The sequence below is a fragment of the Rhodococcus aetherivorans genome, assembly GCF_011058165.1.
Taxonomy (GTDB): Bacteria; Actinomycetota; Actinomycetes; order Mycobacteriales; family Mycobacteriaceae; genus Rhodococcus; species Rhodococcus aetherivorans.
Genome location: NZ_JAALEG010000044.1, coordinates 32,742 through 49,198, shown reverse-complemented (window position 1 = coordinate 49,198; position 16,457 = coordinate 32,742). Strand labels below are relative to the sequence as shown.

Genomic DNA, 16,457 nt, shown 5'->3' with positions numbered 1-16,457 from the left:
CTTGGCGATCGACACCTTCGTCATGCGCATGGCGAAGAACCTAGCCTTCTTCGCCTCTCGTGCTGCTCGACCCACTGACATCTCCCCTGGTCAGGGAGCGTGTCGCATGGACCACCTGAGTCAGCCCAGACCGAAGTGATGTGACATTCGGCCACTGCCAACGGGATCGGGCGCTACAGCGCGACGTCGCGTTCGAGGCCGAACCAGTAGTGTTCGCCCGCGTCGAAGACGAGGTTGCCCTTGCCGTTCATGACCCCGACGAGCGTGTCGTCGTCGGCCTTCTTGAAGTGGTCGAACACGGGCATGCCGTCGTAGACCATCGTGGCGGTGACCTCGCCGCGGAACCGGATCTCCCACAGGCTCGCCTCGCCGCGCCCGGTGTCGACGTCGGAGAAGAGTTCCCCGTTCGCGTCGTAGCACAGCAGCGGCTGCACGTCGTCGGCAGCGGCGAACTGCTTGCCGTACCACCGGGCCCGGCCGAGGAGGGTGTGGGTCCGGTGGCCGGTGTCGAAACTGAATCCGCGCCAGCGATATCCGATGAGATCGCCGAGGCGGGCGGGCTCCAGACGCGTCCACAGGGCGTCGAGTTCGCGCGGGGAGATCGCGTCGGTCCGGCTGCGCAGTGCGGCCAGCTCGTCGGCCACGGTCATGGTCACTCCTGAGGGTCGAAGGTGAGTACTGCCTTGACGACGTCGCCGGCCCGGACGGCGGCGAGCGCCTCGTCGAATCGTTCGAACGGGAAGGTGCGGATCAGTTTCTCCACCGGGAACGAGCCCTGCTGCCACAGGCGGACGAGTTCGGGGAGGAACACATGCGGGTCGGCGTCCCCCTCGATCACCCCGGTGAGGGTGCGCCCGTTGAGCAGATGCGTCTGGTCGACGGTGACCGGATTCCGGCCGGCGCGCAGTCCCAGCGTGGCACAGGTGCCGGGGATCGTGAGCGAGGCCAGTGCCTGCCGGATCACCGCTTCGGTACCGACGGCTTCGACGGCGTGATCGACGCCCCCACCGGTGATCTCGCGGATCCGCCGGCCGGGGTCGGTGTGCTCGTCGGGGTTCAGTGTCTCCGTCGCACCGAGTTCGCGGGCGAGCGCGTGCCGCCGCGGGTTCGGGTCGACGCCGACGACGGTGCCGCACCCGGCGATCCGGGCGGCCATGACGGCGGCCATGCCGACCGCGCCGAGACCGAACACGGCGATCGACGAGCCGGGTTCGGGCCGCAGGACCCGCAGCACCGCTCCGGCGCCGGTCTGCAACCCGCAGCCCAGCGGTCCGGCCGGGACGAGCGGAACGTCGTCCGGCAGGCGCACGGCGTTGCGTTCGGTGGCAATCGCGAGGGATGCGAACGACGACTGTCCGAACCAGTTCCCGTGCAGGGGCGCCCCCGACGCGTCGCGCAGGGTGGTCGAGCCGTCCGCGCGACGGCCGCCGTAGTTGAGCGGGGCGAAGCGGGTGCAGTAGGCCGGCCGGCCGCGCGCGCAGTTGCGGCACGTGCGGCACGAGTCGAATCCGAGCACCACCGGGTCGCCGACGTCGAGATCGGTGACGTCGGGGCCGATCTCGACGACGGTGCCCGCACCCTCGTGTCCGAGGACGGCCGGCAGCGGGATCGGGACCCCGCCGGCGGCGGCGGTGAGATCGGTGTGGCAGATGCCGACGCCACCGATCCGGACGAGGACCTCGTCGGGCCGCAGCGGCGGCAACTCGATCGGCTCCGCCCGCGGCGTCGTCCCGTAGTCGCGCAGTACCGCCGCGGTGGCCGTGTGCATCACGAGTTCGTCTCCCGCGGGGCGCTGTTGCCGAGGAGGGTGACCAGCATCAGTTGCTGCACCCGGCTCTCGTTGGACGGGGTGGGTTCGAAGTGCATCAGCCGGCCTATGTCGAGCACGAGGTTCAGCGCGGCATGGACCAGGAATCGACACTCGACCGCGGACAGGCCCGGCCGGACGTCGGCGAGCAGACGGGCCCATTCCTCGACGTTGAGCCGCTGGATGTTGCGCAGGTCGGTGCGGTGGGCGGCGGGCAGGCTGCCGATCTCCGTGAAGTACACCGACATCAGCTCGCTCTGGGCGAAGGACAACCGGACGTACACGTCGGTGAGGGCGCGCAGCGCCTCGGCCGGAGACGTGGAGTCGGCCAGCGCGGTGTTCACGGCGACGGAGAGCCGGTCCGCGGCGCGGTGGAAGGCCGCGGCGAGCAGGTCGGACTTGCTCGCGAAGTGCCGGTAGACCCCGGAGGCGTTGATGCCGGCCGCGGCGCCGATCTCCTCGATGCTCACGTCGTGGTACCCGCGGGCGTGGAACAGCAGGATCGCCTCGTGCAGCAGCACCTCGCGTTTGTTGGCGACGGCGAGGCCGGGGGTCCGGACGGCCGCGGCGCGCGACGGGCCGGCCGCCTCGAGCCGGACCGCGGCCACCGACCGGCACGCGTCCAGCAGCAACCGCTCGATCCGGCGGTTGGACAGCGGCGCCCGATGGGCGGTGATGCTGCCGACGACGCTGAGCATGGCGGCGCTGAGCAACACGTTGTCCGGCTCCGGCAGGTCCGGGCGCAGGGCGGCCAGGGCGGCGCCGACACGGCGGTTGACGCCCCAGATCACGCTGCGGACCTCGCTGCGGTCCTCGGCCGTCAGGTAGCGGTTCTCCCACCGGTAGAGCCCGGCGGTGCGACGGCACTCGACGGTGGTGCGGATCGCGGCGAGCAGCAGCCGGTCGAGCCACTCGGCGGGGTCGTCCACCGCGTCCTCGTCCGCCTCGGCGACGGCCGTGCCGAGCGTCGTGCCCAGGCTCAGCGCGGCGTCCCGGAACAGCGCGTACTTGTTGGGGAAGTGCCGATAGAGGGCGGGGCCGGAAATGCCGACCGCGGCGGCGATCTCGTCGATCCCGACGCCGTGGTAACCGCGTTCGCTGAACGCTTCCGCCGCGACCGCGGCGATCTGTGCCTTGCGGTTCTTCGGCCGCCGTCGCGGAGCCGGTGCCGCCTCGGTCGACGTGCCGGCGGTCGACCGTGTCCGCGTCCCCCGCGAACCGGTCCGGGTCTGCTCCGCCACCGTACCTCCATCCATGCCGGGCGTGGTCCCGGCAGCCTATCGCAAACGTTAGCGCCCAGCACCATATCTGCGGCGGTGAATTCCCTCGGGCCGCTCCGTGGAAAGGCCTGCGGAGAGCCCTTGACAAACAAGGCCGCACACCGCGAAAGTTAACGGGAATTCTTGAAGTCATCGCGGTACCGGCGCTGCGCCGGACGTGTCCGTCCCCTGCGCTCGCGGCGCAGGTCCAGGATCCGAGGAGGTCCAGTGAGAACCCGATTCACCGAGGCATTCGGGGTCGAGCACCCCATCGTCCAGGGCGGGATGATGTGGGTCGGTCGCGCCGAGCTCGTCGCCGCCGTGGCCGAATCCGGCGCCCTGGGATTCCTGACCGCGCTCACCCAGCCGACGCCCGAGGACCTCGTGAAGGAGATCGCCCGGACCCGCGAGCTCACCGACAAGCCCTTCGGCGTCAATCTGACGATCCTGCCGTCGATCACCCCGCCGCCGTACGCCGAGTACCGGCAGGCCATCATCGAGTCGGGCATCAAGATCGTCGAGACCGCCGGCTCCAACCCGGTCGACCATCTGCCCCACCTGAAGGACGCCGGCGTCAAGGTCGTCCACAAGTGCACGAGCGTGCGGCACGCGCTCAAGGCGGAGCGGGTCGGCGTCGACGCCGTCAGCATCGACGGGTTCGAGTGCGCCGGTCATCCCGGCGAGGACGACGTGCCCGGCCTCGTCCTGATCCCCGCGGCCACCCGGCAACTGCAGATCCCGGTGATCGCCTCGGGCGGCATCGCCGACGCGCGCGGTCTCGTCGCGGCGCTCGCCCTGGGCGCGGACGGGATCAACATGGGGACCCGGTTCATGTGCACCGTCGAGTCGCCCGTCGCACACGCGGTCAAGGAACAGATCGTCGCCAACACCGAACGCGACACCAGGCTCATCTTCCGCACCCTCCACAACACCGCCCGCGTGGCGGCGAACTCGATCAGCGCGGAGGTCGTCGAGATCGAATCGCGCGGAGCCGAGTTCGGCGACATTGCGCACCTCGTCGCCGGGGCGCGTGGCCGAAAGGTGTTCGAGGACGGCGATCTCGAGGCGGGCATCTGGACGGCCGGGCAGAGCCAGGGCCTGATCGACGACATCCCGACCGTGGCCGAACTCGTCGACCGCATGGTGACCGAGGCGGAGTCGATCATCGAGGACCGGCTCCGCGGATTCGTCGGACAGGGGGTCCGGGCATGAGTACGCCGACCGTCGAGGGGCTGCGGTCGGAACTCGCCGACGGCATCCTGCGTCTGACCATCGACCGGCCGAAGCGGATGAACGCCGTGGACCTGCCGACCATGCGGGCGCTCGGCGCCGCGCTGGACGAGGCCGGCGCCGATCCCCGGGTTCGCACCGTCGTCCTCACCGGCGAGGGGAGCGCGTTCTGTACCGGAGCCGATATCGCTGCGGCGGCGACGAACCCGGCCGACCCGTCCGAGGTCATGGACGCCGCGAACGCGGTGATCCGATCCATCGCGACGGTTCCGGTGCCGGTGATCGCCGCCGTCAACGGCCCGGCCGCGGGGGTGGGTGTGTCGATGGCTGTCGCGGCGGACCTCACCTACGCCACGGAGAGCGCCTACTTCCTGCTGTCGTTCGTGAACATGGGGCTGATGCCCGACGGCGGCGCGAGCCTGCTCGTTCCTGCCGCGGTCGGACGTGCGCGGGCCGCGGAGATGGCGTTGCTCGGCGAGCGGGTCTCGGCCGCGGACGCCGACCGGTTCGGCCTCGTCGCGCGCACGCTGCCCGACGCGGAGTTCGCCGCGCACGTCGACGCCGTGGCGGCCCGGACGGCGACCACGCCGCGGCGCGCCGTCGCGCTGACCAAGCGGGCCCTCGCCGCCGCGACGCTCGGCCGGCTCGACGACGCGCTGGCACGGGAGAAGAGCGGCCAGACGGAGCTGCTCGCCTCGGCGGACTTCGCCGAGGCGGCCATGGCCATGCTCGAGAAGCGCCCACCCCGATTCTCCTGACGATCGCTCGCATACTTCCAGGCCCGGCTGCCCGGGCCGCCGAGGGGCGGGTCTGCACCGATGATCTCTGTTATACCCCTGGGCAGCAGTAACATTCATGCCGGAGAGCGGTCCCGTGCTGCGTGCACCCGCCCCTGCATCGACGGTCAGATCGAATGAGAATTTCGATTAACAAAGTGGTGGTCGAATGTGGCCGATGCCTGTAATGTGCCTCACATCGAGAACCGGGATCGCGTCCCGTCGGCACCCCCGTCACGCCCCGAGAGGAACCCTCATGGTCACCCCGTCAGCCCTCGCCGAGACCCAGCGCCTGCGCCGCAACAACTGGAACAACCACGTCGCTCGGCACGCTCTGATGATCCCGGACCGCACTGCGCTGCGGTTCCAGGGCCGGTCGATCACGTGGGCGGAGTTGCACGAGCGGGTCGAGCGGCTCGCCGACGCCCTCGCGCGGCGCGGCGTCGGTTTCGGCGACCGGGTCGTCGTCCTCATGCTCAACCGCCCCGAGTATCTCGAGACCGTGCTCGCCGCCAACGCCCTCGGTGCGATCGCCGTCCCGGTCAACTTCCGCCTCACCGCACCCGAGGTGGCATTCCTGCTGCGGGACAGCGGATCCAAGGCGATCGTCGTGGAAGCGCCGCTCGCTCCGCTGGCCGCCGCGGCCCGTGCGGAGAGCGAAGGCCTGGAACTGTCCGTCACCGTCGGCGGCATCCCCGAGGGCGACGGCCTCGCCTACGAGGATCTGATCGCCGAGGCGGGCGACCCCCACCCGGCGGTCGACGTCCCGGACGACACCCCGGCCCTGATCATGTATACCTCCGGCACCACGGGCCGGCCCAAGGGCGCGGTGCTCTCCCACAGCAACATGTCCGCGCAGGCGCTCACGTGCATCCGCGCGTTCCACCTGTTCGACGAGTCCGGCGTCGGGTTCTGCGCCTCCCCGATGTTCCACATCGCCGCGCTCGGCGCGATGGCGCCCAACCTGATGCTGGGCGTTACCACCGTGATCCATCCGGTCGGGGCGTTCGACCCGAACGACCTGCTCGACGTCCTCGAGGCCGAGCAGGTCACCAACCTGTTCCTCGTGCCGGTGCAGTGGCAGGCGGTGTGCGCCGCCCAGCAGGCGAATCCGCGGAAGCTGGCCCTGACCAACATTTCCTGGGGCGCGGCGCCGTCGTCCGACACCATCCTGCGCGCCATGGCCGAGACGTTCCCCGACGCGTCGAACGTCGCGGTGTTCGGCCAGACCGAGATGTCGCCCATCACCTGCGTGCTGGACGGCGCGGACGCGCTGCGCAAGCTCGGTTCCGTCGGCCGCGTCATCCCGACGATCCAGGCGCGCGTCGTCGACGACGAGATGAACGACGTGGCGCCCGGTCAGGTCGGCGAGATCGTCTACCGCGGGCCCACCATGATGAGCGAGTACTGGAACAACCCGGCTGCGACGGCGGATGCGTTCCACGGCGGCTGGTTCCACTCCGGCGACCTCGTGCGCGTCGACGCGGAGGGATTCGTCTACGTCGTCGACCGCAAGAAGGACATGATCATCTCCGGGGGTGAGAACATCTACTGCGCCGAGGTCGAGAACGTGCTGTTCTCGCATCCGAAGATCCTCGAGGCGGCCGTGATCGGGCGTCCGGACGCGAAGTGGGGCGAGGTGCCGGTCGCGGTGATCGCGTTGCGGCCCGGCCACGACGATCTCACGCTCGACGAGTTGCAGCCGTTCTTCGACGCGCAGCTCGCGCGCTACAAGCATCCGAAGGAGGTCGTGATCGTCGAGGCCCTGCCGCGCAACGCCAGCGGCAAGGTCGTCAAGCACCAGCTGCGCGGCGGCCTGTCGGCGGTCGTGCAGGGCTGAAGACCGCAGGGGCCGAAGGGGTTCCATCGGGGGACGGGGGACGCCGCGATGACGCGTACGGGAGTGTGGGAGTGACGTTCGAGCTGCCCAAGGCGAGGGGGCCGGTGCACGACCTGGCGATCCAGGTGGGTGCGCTGGTGGGGTTCTCGGTGGAGACCCTCGCCACGACCGTGCGCGTCGTCGTCGGCCGTCGCCTCTCGCTCCGCGAGACGATCACGCAGTCGCTGTTCATCGCCAAGGTGTGCAGCGGTCCGGCCCTGCTGCTGATGCTGCCCGTGGGGGTGCTCATCGCGGTCTCCGTCGGATCCCTGGCGGGCCAGCTCGGAGCCGGCGCCTACTCCGGCGCGATCGTCGCCTTCGTCGTGGTCGGACAGGCGGCCGCACTCGTGTGCGCCCTCATGCTGGCCGGCGTGGGCGGCTCCGCGATCTGCGCCGATCTCGGCGCACGCACCATCCGCGAGGAGATCGAGGCGATGGAGGTGATGGGGCTGAACGTCATCGAGCGCCTCGTCGTGCCGCGGCTGCTCGCCGCGGTCCTGGTGTCGGTGATGCTCTGCGCGCTCGTCACGCTCGTCGGGGTGGGCGCCTGCTATCTGTACGAGATCTACCTCAACGATGCCTCCGGCGGCGGATTCCTCCGCACCCTGGGCGAATACGGCCGGTTGTCGGATTTCGCGACGGCGATGGTCAAGTCGGCGTTCTTCGGGATCACCTCCGCCCTCATCGCCGCGTTCAAGGGCCTGCACGCCAAGGGCGGTCCCAGCGGCGTGGCCGACGCCGTCAACGAGGCGGTCGTGCTGGCATTCGTCATGGTGTTCGTCGTCAACACCGTTCTGTCCCAGATGTACACCGTGATGGTGCCGGCCGTGGGGACGTACTGATGCTCTCCTGTTCGGCGGTGACACAGGCCCGGGCCGTCCATCGGTCGCTGACCGGGGTCGTGGGCGCGTTCGCCACGGTGGGCCGGCACGTGGTGTTCGCGGTCGAGGCGATCGCCGGTGTCCCCACGGCGCTGCGCCGCTACTTCAAGCACGTGATGTACCACGTGGGGGAGGTCAGCTTCGGCTACGCCTCCCTGCTCGCCGGGGGCGGCACCATCGGCATCGTGTTCGCGATGTCCGCCGTCGCCGCGATGATGGTCGGAGTCGAAACCCAGCGGGGTCTCGAACTGATCGGGATGACCTCGCTGTCGGGCATGCTCTCCGCTCTGGCCAACACCCGCGAACTGGCGCCGGTGGTCGCGTCCATAGCCCTGGCCGCGAAGGTGGGTACCGGCTTCACCGCGCAGCTCGGCGCCATGCGGATCTCCGACGAGATCGACGCCCTCGACGCCATGGCCGTGAAGTCGGTGCCCTTCCTGGCCAGCACCCGGCTCATCGCCACGGCCGTGTGCGTGGTCCCGATCTACATGGTGGGCCTGCTGTCCGCGTTCGTCGCGACGCGCCTCGTGGTCGTCACCTTCCAGGGCAACTCGGCCGGCACCTACGACTACTACTTCCACCTCGCGCTCTCCCCGGCCGACCTGTGGTACTCGCTGACCAAGGCCGTCGTGTTCGCGGTGATCGTCGGCATCGTGCACTGCTCGTACGGCTACCACGCCACGGGCGGCCCGGAGGGCGTCGGCCGGGCCGCCGGGCGCGCACTGCGCACCAGCATCCTGGCCATCGGCATCACCGACGTGGTCCTGACCTTCGCGTTGTGGGGTCTCGTGCCCACCGTGCCGGGGGTGGGGCTGGCGTGACGACCCAACGCGACCGGACGACTCCGTCCGGCACGGGCATCCCGCCGAACGGCCGGACCCGGTCCGCGGCGCCCCGCCGCAGTCGCCGGCTCGGACTGCGCACCGGCACGCTGGCCGTCGTCGGTGCGCTCGCCGTCGCGGTGCTCACCGTCACCGGCGGACTGCTCGTCGTCTCCGGATCCGGTGGGCTGTCCAGGGATCCGGAGATCACCGCCGTCGTCCCGGCCGGCGCCGGGGTGATCTTCGGCGCCGCGGGTGTGCAGTACCAGGGCGTGCACGTCGGCCGGCTCGCCCACCTGGACGCGGGCGTCACCGGCTCGCGTATCACGATGCAGCTCGACCCGGACGCGATCCGGAACATCCCGGCAGCCGTGCGGGTGCGGATCGTGCCGCGCACCCTGTTCGGTGACGTCTTCCTCGAACTGGTGCCGCCCCACGACCCCGCCGCCGGGCCGCGCCTGCGCGACGGTGCGCAGGTCACCGCGGACACCTCGGCCGAGGCCGTGCAACTGGCCGGCCTGTACTACACCACCACGGAGCTGCTGCAGGAACTGCGCCCGGACCGGCTCGCGGTCGCGCTCGACGCGATGATCCAGGCGCTCGCCGGCCGCGGTGAGACCCTCGGCCGGACCCTCGACCGCACCGCCGCGCTCACCGAGCAGCTCGGTCCCCGGATCGACGCAGGCCTGGCGGCGTCGCCGCAGCTGGCGGCGGTGACCGAGGCCCTGGCCGCAGCGACGGACGACATGATCGGCACGATGCAGAACGCGGCCACGCTCTCCGAGATCGTCCTCGAGCGCCGGGACGGCATCGCGCGGCTGCTGCGCGGCGGCGCCGGCCTGGCCGCCGAGGGCTCCGCGCTGATGTCGGAGAACACCGACCGGATCATCTCGGTCGTCCGCAACGGCGGCCCGGTGCTCGGTACGTTCGCCGCGGACACCACCGGCCTCGACGACACCCTGCGCTACCTCACGACCTTCGGCGACGCCGGCGCGCGGGTCTTCGCCACCGGTCGGTTCGACATCACCGCGGTCGTGGATTTCTCCGATCCGATGCCGTATACCGCGGCGGACTGCCCGCGCTATCCCGGCCTCGACGGCGCGAACTGCGGTGACCCGGTCGACGGCCGGCCGGTCCTCTCGGCCGCAACCGAACGCGACACCCTCGGCTACCTGGAGCAGATCGCGGGCGGTGTGGATCCGTCCGACCCGAAGGCGACGGAGGTGGACCCGTCCACCGCGGCCTCGGTTCTGCTGGCACCCCTGGTCCGCGGCACGGAGGTGGCGGTCTCGTGAACACGCTGCTCCGGCCGGCGCTGCGCCTGGCGGCGTTCTGCACGGTGGGGGTCCTCGCCGCGGTCGTCGTCGGCAACACCCTCGACAGGACCGTCACCGGGCCCACCCGCGACTACGCCGCCGAGTTCACCGACGTCGAGGGGCTGAGCCCCGGCAGCGACGTCACGCTCGCCGGCGTGCGCGTCGGGCGCGTCTCGGACGTGAGGTTCGCCCCCCGGGACGACGGGACCTCGCGGGCAGTGGTGGATTTCGAGATCGACTCGGAATTCGAGCTCACCACCGATGTCACCGCCGACATCAACTACGGCGACATGATCGGCGTCCGGTACGTCGCGCTGACACTGCCGGAGCGCAGCACCGGCACGGTACTGCCGGAGGGCGCGACGATCCCGATCGAGCAGACCGCACCCGCCCTGGATCTCACCGCGCTCGTCAACGGATTCGAGCCGCTGTTCGAGTCGATCGATCCGGCGCAGATCAATGCGCTCGCCACCGCGGTGATCGAGGCGTTCCAGGGGCAGGGCGGCACCCTCGATTCCCTGCTGCTGCACATCGCCGCGGTCAGCAGCGACATCGCCGACCACGAGCAGGTCTTCGACAGTCTGGTCGGCAATCTCGAGACGCTCGTCGCCGTGGCGGACCGGCGCAGCGAGGACATCAGCCGGCTGCTCTCCGGGCTGGCCGTCGTCGGTGACGCACTCGCCGGGGACGGTGAGCAACTCGCCACGCTCGTCGACCGTGGCAGCACCTCGGTGCGTTCGACGGCGGTGCTCATGGCCGGCGCGATGGCGCCCCTCGACCGGTCCGTCACCGATCTGCGGGTGATGACCGACGCCTGGATCCCGCAGACGGAGAACTTCGAGCAGGCGGTGCGCCGGCTGCCGGAACTGGCCGACAGCCTCAACCGCATCAGCGACTACGGCGGCTGGCTGAACCTCTACATGTGCAACTTCACCATCAAGGCAGGCGATTTCGAAACCAACATCTTCGGTTCGACGTACTCGGAGGTGTGCCGATGAGGCGCGCGCAGCAGATTCGCGACGCGCTGCGGGCCGTGTTCGCGGGCCGCCGCGGCCGCGCCGGCAACCCGCTCGTCGTCGGGGCCGTAGGCATCGTCCTCGTCGCCCTGGTGATGACCGTCGCCCTGGCCGCGCCCCGGGCCACGTACCTGCTCCGGACGAACGGCTACACCGCGGAATTCGCCAACGCCGCCGGTCTGCAACCCAACGATCCGGTGTACGTGGCGGGTGTGCCCGCCGGACGGGTGGAGAGCCTCGAGCTCGCGGCGGACCGGGTGATCGTGACGTTCCGCGTCGACGGCGGCCAGCCGCTCGGCGACCGGACGACCGCCGAGGTGCGGCTCAGGACCATCCTCGGGAAGATCTACCTGGCGGTGACGCCCGCCGGTGCCGGAGAACTGCCCGGCGGGCGTATCCCCCTGGCGCGGACCTCCGTTCCGTACAGCCTCGACGACCTCGCGTCCGAGGCGCAGCACGTGGCCCGGGAACTCGACGTGCCCGCCCTCGAGGCGATGATGCACACCCTGGCCGAGGCCGTGCCGTCCGACCCGGGCCGGATCGCCGATGCGCTCGCCGGAGCCACCGCCGCGGCGGAGATGCTGTCCCGCAACGACGCCCGCATCCACTCCCTGCTGCAGGCGTCGAAGTCGCTCACGTCCATCGTGGCGGGCCAGAGCCGGGACGTCGAGCTGCTCGTGCAGAACGCCACGACCGTGGTGTCGATCCTCGAAGCCCGTAAGGAATCCCTCGTGCAACTCGTCGAGGATCTGCGGCTGCTCACCGAGCACACCGCGACGTTCCTGACCGACAACTCCGGCGAAATGGACGCGTTGCTGGGGAACATGCGGTCGGTGACCGACACGCTGAACCGCAACGCCGAGCAGATCGACGTGCTGATGACCCGGCTTCCGCCCGCCCTGCGCGCCGCGGCCGACGCCTCGGGCAACGGCAACTGGGTCGACGTCCACGCCCCGGCCGGGCCGATCCCGGACAACCTGCTGTGTGCCCTCGGAGTGATGGAGGGTTGCCGGTGACCACCGTCGGAACCACGCGGAAGACCCGGCTGCTGCGCGGCATCGGGATCGTCGTCGTCGCGGCGCTGTGTGCTGCCGCTGCCTGGTACGTGTTCGTCGGGACCGACCGCACCCGCACCGTGACCGCCGAGTTCGCGTCCGTCGGAGGCATCTACCCGGGGAGCAAGGTCGCGGTCCTCGGCCTGCCCGTCGGCACCGTCGAAGCCGTGGAACCGGCCGGAACGGTGGTCGAGGTGACGATGCGGATCCCCGACGACATCACGCTGCCGGCCGACGTGTCGGCGTTCGTGATGAACCCGTCGATCATCAGCGACCGGTTCGTGGAACTGAGCCCGGTGTACACCGCCGGACCGCGGTTCGAGGGCGACGATGTCATTCCGCCCGAACGCAGTCACGCGCCGATCAACTGGGACGAACTGCTCGAGAGCGTCGATACGATCGCCGCGGCGCTGGGACCGGAATCCGGGTCGCTCGGATCCACCCTCGACCTCGCCGCCGGCGCCACCGCAGGTCTCGGGCCGGAGATCAACTGGGCGTTGCGCGCGCTCGGGGCGGCCGGCTCGGTGCTCGGTGCCCGGTCCGAGGACATCGGTGCCCTCGTCGACGACCTCGGCGTCGCGGTTGCCGCCGTCGACGCCCGGCAGGGCTCCCTGTCCGAGCTCGCCGGGGGGCTGTCCGAACTCGGCGCCGAGATGCAACGACAGAACCTCGACGTCGCCGGGCCGATCGGTCAGCTGACGACCATCCTCGATCGGCTCGACGTCCTGCTCGGCTCCCGCGGCGAGGACATCGCCGCCGTCGTCTCGAACGCCCAGGTCCTCACCGGGCAGTTCGCACAGCACGAGGTCGACTTCGCCGAGTTCATGGACGTGCTGCCGCTGGCGATGCAGAACATCGACAACACGATCGGCGCCGACACCACCGCGCGTATCCGCCTGAACGTCTCCACCCAGGTCGGCCAGTTTCCCCGCGCGAGGGAACTCTGCGAGCGCGAGCGCCTTCCCCTGTGCACGGGCGCCGGCTTCACCAACCCGATCACCGTTCCCTTCGACCTGTCCGATCCGTTCCAGGACCTCGTGCCGGAGTCGCTCGACCGGGCGCTGAACGAGGGAGGCGTCCGGTGAGCCGTTGGGGAAGAACGGGATTCGTCGCTGCGCTGACCGCGGTGGCCGTCTCGGTGACCGGCTGCGGACTGGGTCTGCATCAGTTGCCGACGGGACGCAGCGGCGCCGGCGAGACCTACCGCGTGATCGCCGTGTTCGACGGAGCCGATCGGATCGATCCCGGCACCGAGGTGCGGGCAGGTCAGGCTGTGGTCGGCCGGGTCCACGGGATCTCGACGGACGGGCACCGGGCCTTCCTCGAACTGAGCATGAGTGAATGGGCCGCGCTTCCGTCGAACGTCGGTGCCTCCGTGCGGCTCCCGTCCGCGCTGGGCAACCCGTTCGTCCAGATCGATCTGCCGGAGCAGCCGTCGCCGGAGTTGCTCGCCGACGGCGACGTCATCGACCGGACGGAGATGGGGCCGGAACTCGAGGCCACGTTCGCGATGCTCGGACAGGTGATCAACGGCAGCGGTCTGGACCAGCTGCGCACGATCACCACCGAGCTGAACACCGCCTTCGGCGGCCGGGGGCAGACCGTTCGGGAACTGCTCGAGCGGACGGACCGGACGATGGCGCTGGCCGCCGAGAACGGCGACGACATCTCGCGGGCGCTGCGGGCCACCGACGCGGTGGCCGCGCGGCTGGCGCAGCAGCAACAGCTGATCGACGACGGTCTGGCGAGCAGCGCGGAGGTCGTGGACCTGCTCGCCGCTCAGGAGCAGGACCTCCGGTCGTTGGTCTCGAGCACCTCGTCGGTGCTCACCTCGCTGGACACGGTGCTGGCGGACTCCGGCCGGATCGGCGGAGCGGTCGACGACCTGGACGAAATACTGTCCGGGATAAGGGACTTCAACAACACCGTGGGGTCGGCGCTGACCAACATGAACGCCTTCATGGACGGCTTCGCGCGGTCCGTGCACGGCGACTACCTGTTGTTCGACGGCGCCCTGGACGTGCCGGGAGCGATCGACATGCTGCTCACCGGCGGCGTTCCGGTGACGATGCTCGGCGAGTCGCCGCCGGTCACCGTCCCGGCGGGGCTGCCGGACCTGCTTCGGGGTGGTGTTCGATGAAACGCCCGGTGCTGGTGCAGGTTTCACTGTTCGTTGTGGTAGGCCTGCTGGCCACCGCCTTCGGCGTCCGTTACGTCCTCGGCCCGCAGAGCTTCGGTGGCGGCATCGAGGTGCGAGCGCACCTGGTCGACGCCCGCGGTATCGGCCCCGGAACGACGGTGACCTACCGCGGGGTCGCGGTAGGGGAGATCGAATCGGTGACGATCGACGACGGCGGTCGCGGCTCGACGGCGGTGCTCGTGCTGGATCCGGACACCCGCATCCCGGTGGGCAGCACCGGACGGATCGCCACCGCGACCGCGATCGGCATCCTCACCCTCGACATCGAACCGCAGACCGCCGACGGCCCCTACCTGACGGACGGCGACACCGTCGAGGTCCCGGCGGACGAGCAGGGACTGCGCCTCGATCAGCTGCTCGTGCGGATGAGCGCACTGGTCGAGAGCATCGATCCGCAGTCCGTCGCCACGCTCGGCGAGACGTGGGGCACCGCCCTCGCCGGGACCGGAGCGGACCTGCAGTCGATGATCGAGAACGCCGACGCCCTCTCCACGATGGCATCCGAACGGGCGCCGGCCCTGGCGGCACTCCTCGAACAGGGTGTCGATCTGGTGAACACGCTCGCCGAGGACGCCGGCACCTTCCCGGGTGCGATGCGCGCCGCCCGGGACGTCTCCGACCAGCTCGTGGGCAGCCGGGACGCGCTCGTGTACCTGCTGGACCGGTCGCCGGACGCGCTGGCGAAGACGGAGGAGCTGTTCGCCGAGACCCGCGACGACTACGGGCTGCTGCTGACGAACCTGGTGACCGTGGGCGACGTGCTCGCCCCGCGGACCCCGGCGCTGGCGGCCGGCCTCGACTCGATCCCTGCGGCACTCGGCGATCTGACCTCGGTGGTCAAGGGCGACCGCGGCGACTTCTCGCTCGTCGCCACGCAGGGTCCGGTCTGCTACTACGACACACAGCGCCGCACGGTCGGCGACGAAAGCCCCCGCACGCCGAACCTGTCGCTCTACTGCCCGCCGGGCGAAGACCTCGCCCAGCGCGGCGCCCGCGTCGCGCCGCGGCCCGACGACCTCGGACTGCAACACCAGAGCACCCCGGGAAGGGTGACCGGGCCGGACATGGCGCAGGACCCGCTGCTCGTCCCGACCGGAGTCGAGGTGCTGCAGTACTGGCAGAAGCTGTTGGAAGGACTGGGTAACTGATGCCGACCACGGACCATACTGTCGACGACACCCCCGCGACCGCGCCGCCGGATCCGCCGGCCCCGCGCTCCCGGGTGCGGCGATGGCTGACGCCCGCACTGATCGTGCTGCTCGCCGCGGCCGCCGGCTTCTGCGGATTCCGGTGGTGGCAGGCCGAGCAGGCCGAGGGCCTGCGCGCCGACGCGCTGGACCGGGCGCGGGAGTACGCGATCGCCCTCGGCACCTACGACTACCAGCATTTCGACGATGCGCTGGCCGCGGTCACCGACGTCTCCACCGGGGAGTTCGCCGAGAAGTACCGCTCGGTGGCGGGGGACCTGCGCGGGCTCGTCGAGAACGGGCAGGGCGTGTCCGTCGCGACCGTGTCGCACGCCGCGGTCGAGACACTGGACGCGGATCGCGCGACGGTGCTCGTGTTCCTCGACCAGGACGTGAAGAACGTCGCGGTGCCGGACGGGCGGGTCGACGCGACGCGGTTCCTGATCACCCTCGCTCGGGTGGACGACCGGTGGCTGCTGCAGGGAGCGGATGCGAAATGACGGCGTGCGGGGCGGTGACATGCCGCGGGGCGGTGACATGCCGCGGGGCGGTGACATGCCGCGGGGCGGTGACATGCCGCGGGGCGGTGACATGGCGCGGCGCGGTGACATGGCGGACCTGACCGGACCCGGCGACGGTACGTCGGGACGGATCAGGAGGCTGACACAGGCCGCGCTCAACGCGGACGTGACGATCGCCCGGATCGAGGGCGTGGCCGACGGGATCGGCGTCTCGCTCGCGAACTTCGACCGGGTGCTGGGGCGGTTCGACGAGCAGCTCGGGGACTTCGCCGTGGCGGTGGACCGGCTCGGCGCGTCGATCGACCGGGTGGACCTCACTCTCCGGAAGATCGAACGGATCGTGGACACCGCCGATTGGCTGCTCACCCCGGTGACGGCGACCCGCCGGCAGCTGACCCGGTTGCCGGCGGAGATACTGCCGGTCCTGCACGGACCGTGGCGTGACGTGTCGGGACTGGCCCGCACGGTGCTCCGAGGGCTGGGCCGTCCGGGCCCGGGCTGAGAAGACC

At 70.7% G+C, this 16,457-nt stretch carries 16 protein-coding genes; 13 read left to right on the top strand and 3 right to left on the bottom strand.

Annotated features, from left to right (window positions below; genetic code table 11):
- Nucleotides 1–173 precede the first annotated feature (173 nt).
- From G6039_RS17780 to G6039_RS17770, 3 genes are read right to left on the bottom strand one after another with little or no spacing between them, the layout of a single operon-like run.
- Complete coding sequence (locus G6039_RS17780) at nt 174–650, bottom strand: DUF4334 domain-containing protein (RefSeq protein WP_043801705.1); 477 nt, start codon at nt 648–650, stop codon at nt 174–176.
- Between the two features lie 2 nt (nt 651–652).
- The gene (locus G6039_RS17775) at nt 653–1,768 is read right to left on the bottom strand and encodes an NAD(P)-dependent alcohol dehydrogenase (protein WP_043801702.1); all 1,116 of its coding nucleotides are present in this window, start codon (nt 1,766–1,768) and stop codon (nt 653–655) included.
- Complete coding sequence (locus G6039_RS17770; RefSeq protein WP_029547143.1) at nt 1,768–3,048, bottom strand: TetR/AcrR family transcriptional regulator; 1,281 nt, start codon at nt 3,046–3,048, stop codon at nt 1,768–1,770. The genes G6039_RS17775 and G6039_RS17770 overlap by 1 nt, the downstream gene beginning before the upstream one ends.
- A gap of 246 nt (nt 3,049–3,294) precedes the next feature.
- Between G6039_RS17770 and G6039_RS17765 the strand changes: the two genes are divergently transcribed.
- The 13 genes from G6039_RS17765 to G6039_RS30705 all read left to right on the top strand — a co-directional run bounded on the left by G6039_RS17765 (nt 3,295) and on the right by G6039_RS30705 (nt 16,450).
- Nucleotides 3,295–4,278 (top strand): NAD(P)H-dependent flavin oxidoreductase, encoded by a 984-nt coding sequence (locus tag G6039_RS17765; protein ID WP_006947481.1) that lies wholly within the window; start codon nt 3,295–3,297, stop codon nt 4,276–4,278.
- Nucleotides 4,275–5,054, top strand: coding sequence for an enoyl-CoA hydratase (locus tag G6039_RS17760; protein ID WP_006947482.1), 780 nt, complete (start codon nt 4,275–4,277; stop codon nt 5,052–5,054). Before G6039_RS17765 ends, G6039_RS17760 begins: the two co-directional genes overlap by 4 nt.
- Before the next feature lie 274 nt (nt 5,055–5,328).
- Nucleotides 5,329–6,912 (top strand): fatty-acid--CoA ligase FadD5, encoded by a 1,584-nt coding sequence (fadD5, locus tag G6039_RS17755; RefSeq protein WP_006947483.1) that lies wholly within the window; start codon nt 5,329–5,331, stop codon nt 6,910–6,912.
- Between the two features lie 71 nt (nt 6,913–6,983).
- A complete protein-coding gene (locus tag G6039_RS17750) occupies nt 6,984–7,793 on the top strand; it encodes an MlaE family ABC transporter permease (protein ID WP_029547144.1) in 810 nt (269 codons plus the stop codon).
- Nucleotides 7,793–8,653 carry an MlaE family ABC transporter permease gene (locus G6039_RS17745; protein ID WP_006947487.1) on the top strand — a complete coding sequence of 287 codons (861 nt, stop codon included), beginning with the start codon at nt 7,793–7,795 and terminating at the stop codon, nt 8,651–8,653. The genes G6039_RS17750 and G6039_RS17745 overlap by 1 nt, the downstream gene beginning before the upstream one ends.
- Nucleotides 8,650–9,948 carry an MCE family protein gene (locus G6039_RS17740; protein WP_174824740.1) on the top strand — a complete coding sequence of 433 codons (1,299 nt, stop codon included), beginning with the start codon at nt 8,650–8,652 and terminating at the stop codon, nt 9,946–9,948. The genes G6039_RS17745 and G6039_RS17740 overlap by 4 nt, the downstream gene beginning before the upstream one ends.
- Nucleotides 9,945–10,967, top strand: a complete 1,023-nt coding sequence (locus G6039_RS17735) for an MCE family protein (RefSeq protein WP_043801697.1) — start codon at nt 9,945–9,947, stop codon at nt 10,965–10,967. The genes G6039_RS17740 and G6039_RS17735 overlap by 4 nt, the downstream gene beginning before the upstream one ends.
- On the top strand, nt 10,964–12,001 hold the full coding sequence (locus G6039_RS17730; RefSeq protein ID WP_006947493.1) for an MCE family protein: 1,038 nt from the start codon (nt 10,964–10,966) through the stop codon (nt 11,999–12,001). Before G6039_RS17735 ends, G6039_RS17730 begins: the two co-directional genes overlap by 4 nt.
- Nucleotides 11,998–13,125 carry an MCE family protein gene (locus tag G6039_RS17725; protein ID WP_043801693.1) on the top strand — a complete coding sequence of 376 codons (1,128 nt, stop codon included), beginning with the start codon at nt 11,998–12,000 and terminating at the stop codon, nt 13,123–13,125. Before G6039_RS17730 ends, G6039_RS17725 begins: the two co-directional genes overlap by 4 nt.
- Complete coding sequence (locus G6039_RS17720; RefSeq protein WP_043801689.1) at nt 13,122–14,180, top strand: MCE family protein; 1,059 nt, start codon at nt 13,122–13,124, stop codon at nt 14,178–14,180. Before G6039_RS17725 ends, G6039_RS17720 begins: the two co-directional genes overlap by 4 nt.
- Complete coding sequence (locus G6039_RS17715) at nt 14,177–15,388, top strand: MlaD family protein (RefSeq protein WP_043801685.1); 1,212 nt, start codon at nt 14,177–14,179, stop codon at nt 15,386–15,388. Before G6039_RS17720 ends, G6039_RS17715 begins: the two co-directional genes overlap by 4 nt.
- On the top strand, nt 15,388–15,927 hold the full coding sequence (locus tag G6039_RS17710) for a hypothetical protein (RefSeq protein ID WP_006947497.1): 540 nt from the start codon (nt 15,388–15,390) through the stop codon (nt 15,925–15,927). The genes G6039_RS17715 and G6039_RS17710 overlap by 1 nt, the downstream gene beginning before the upstream one ends.
- A complete protein-coding gene (locus G6039_RS30705; protein ID WP_235194105.1) occupies nt 15,917–16,450 on the top strand; it encodes a hypothetical protein in 534 nt (177 codons plus the stop codon). The genes G6039_RS17710 and G6039_RS30705 overlap by 11 nt, the downstream gene beginning before the upstream one ends.
- Nucleotides 16,451–16,457 lie beyond the last annotated feature (7 nt).

What these genes read in the sequence shown, in the direction of transcription:
- G6039_RS17780 (WP_043801705.1), bottom strand. Translation starts at nt 650, where the DNA reads ATGACCGTGGCCGACGAGCTGGCCGCACTGCGCAGCCGGACCGACGCG.
- G6039_RS17775 (WP_043801702.1), bottom strand. Translation starts at nt 1,768, where the DNA reads ATGCACACGGCCACCGCGGCGGTACTGCGCGACTACGGGACGACGCCG.
- G6039_RS17760 (WP_006947482.1), top strand. Translation starts at nt 4,275, where the DNA reads ATGAGTACGCCGACCGTCGAGGGGCTGCGGTCGGAACTCGCCGACGGC.
- fadD5 (WP_006947483.1), top strand. Translation starts at nt 5,329, where the DNA reads ATGGTCACCCCGTCAGCCCTCGCCGAGACCCAGCGCCTGCGCCGCAAC.
- G6039_RS17745 (WP_006947487.1), top strand. Translation starts at nt 7,793, where the DNA reads ATGCTCTCCTGTTCGGCGGTGACACAGGCCCGGGCCGTCCATCGGTCG.
- G6039_RS17730 (WP_006947493.1), top strand. Translation starts at nt 10,964, where the DNA reads ATGAGGCGCGCGCAGCAGATTCGCGACGCGCTGCGGGCCGTGTTCGCG.
- G6039_RS17715 (WP_043801685.1), top strand. Translation starts at nt 14,177, where the DNA reads ATGAAACGCCCGGTGCTGGTGCAGGTTTCACTGTTCGTTGTGGTAGGC.
- G6039_RS17710 (WP_006947497.1), top strand. Translation starts at nt 15,388, where the DNA reads ATGCCGACCACGGACCATACTGTCGACGACACCCCCGCGACCGCGCCG.
- G6039_RS30705 (WP_235194105.1), top strand. Translation starts at nt 15,917, where the DNA reads ATGCGAAATGACGGCGTGCGGGGCGGTGACATGCCGCGGGGCGGTGAC.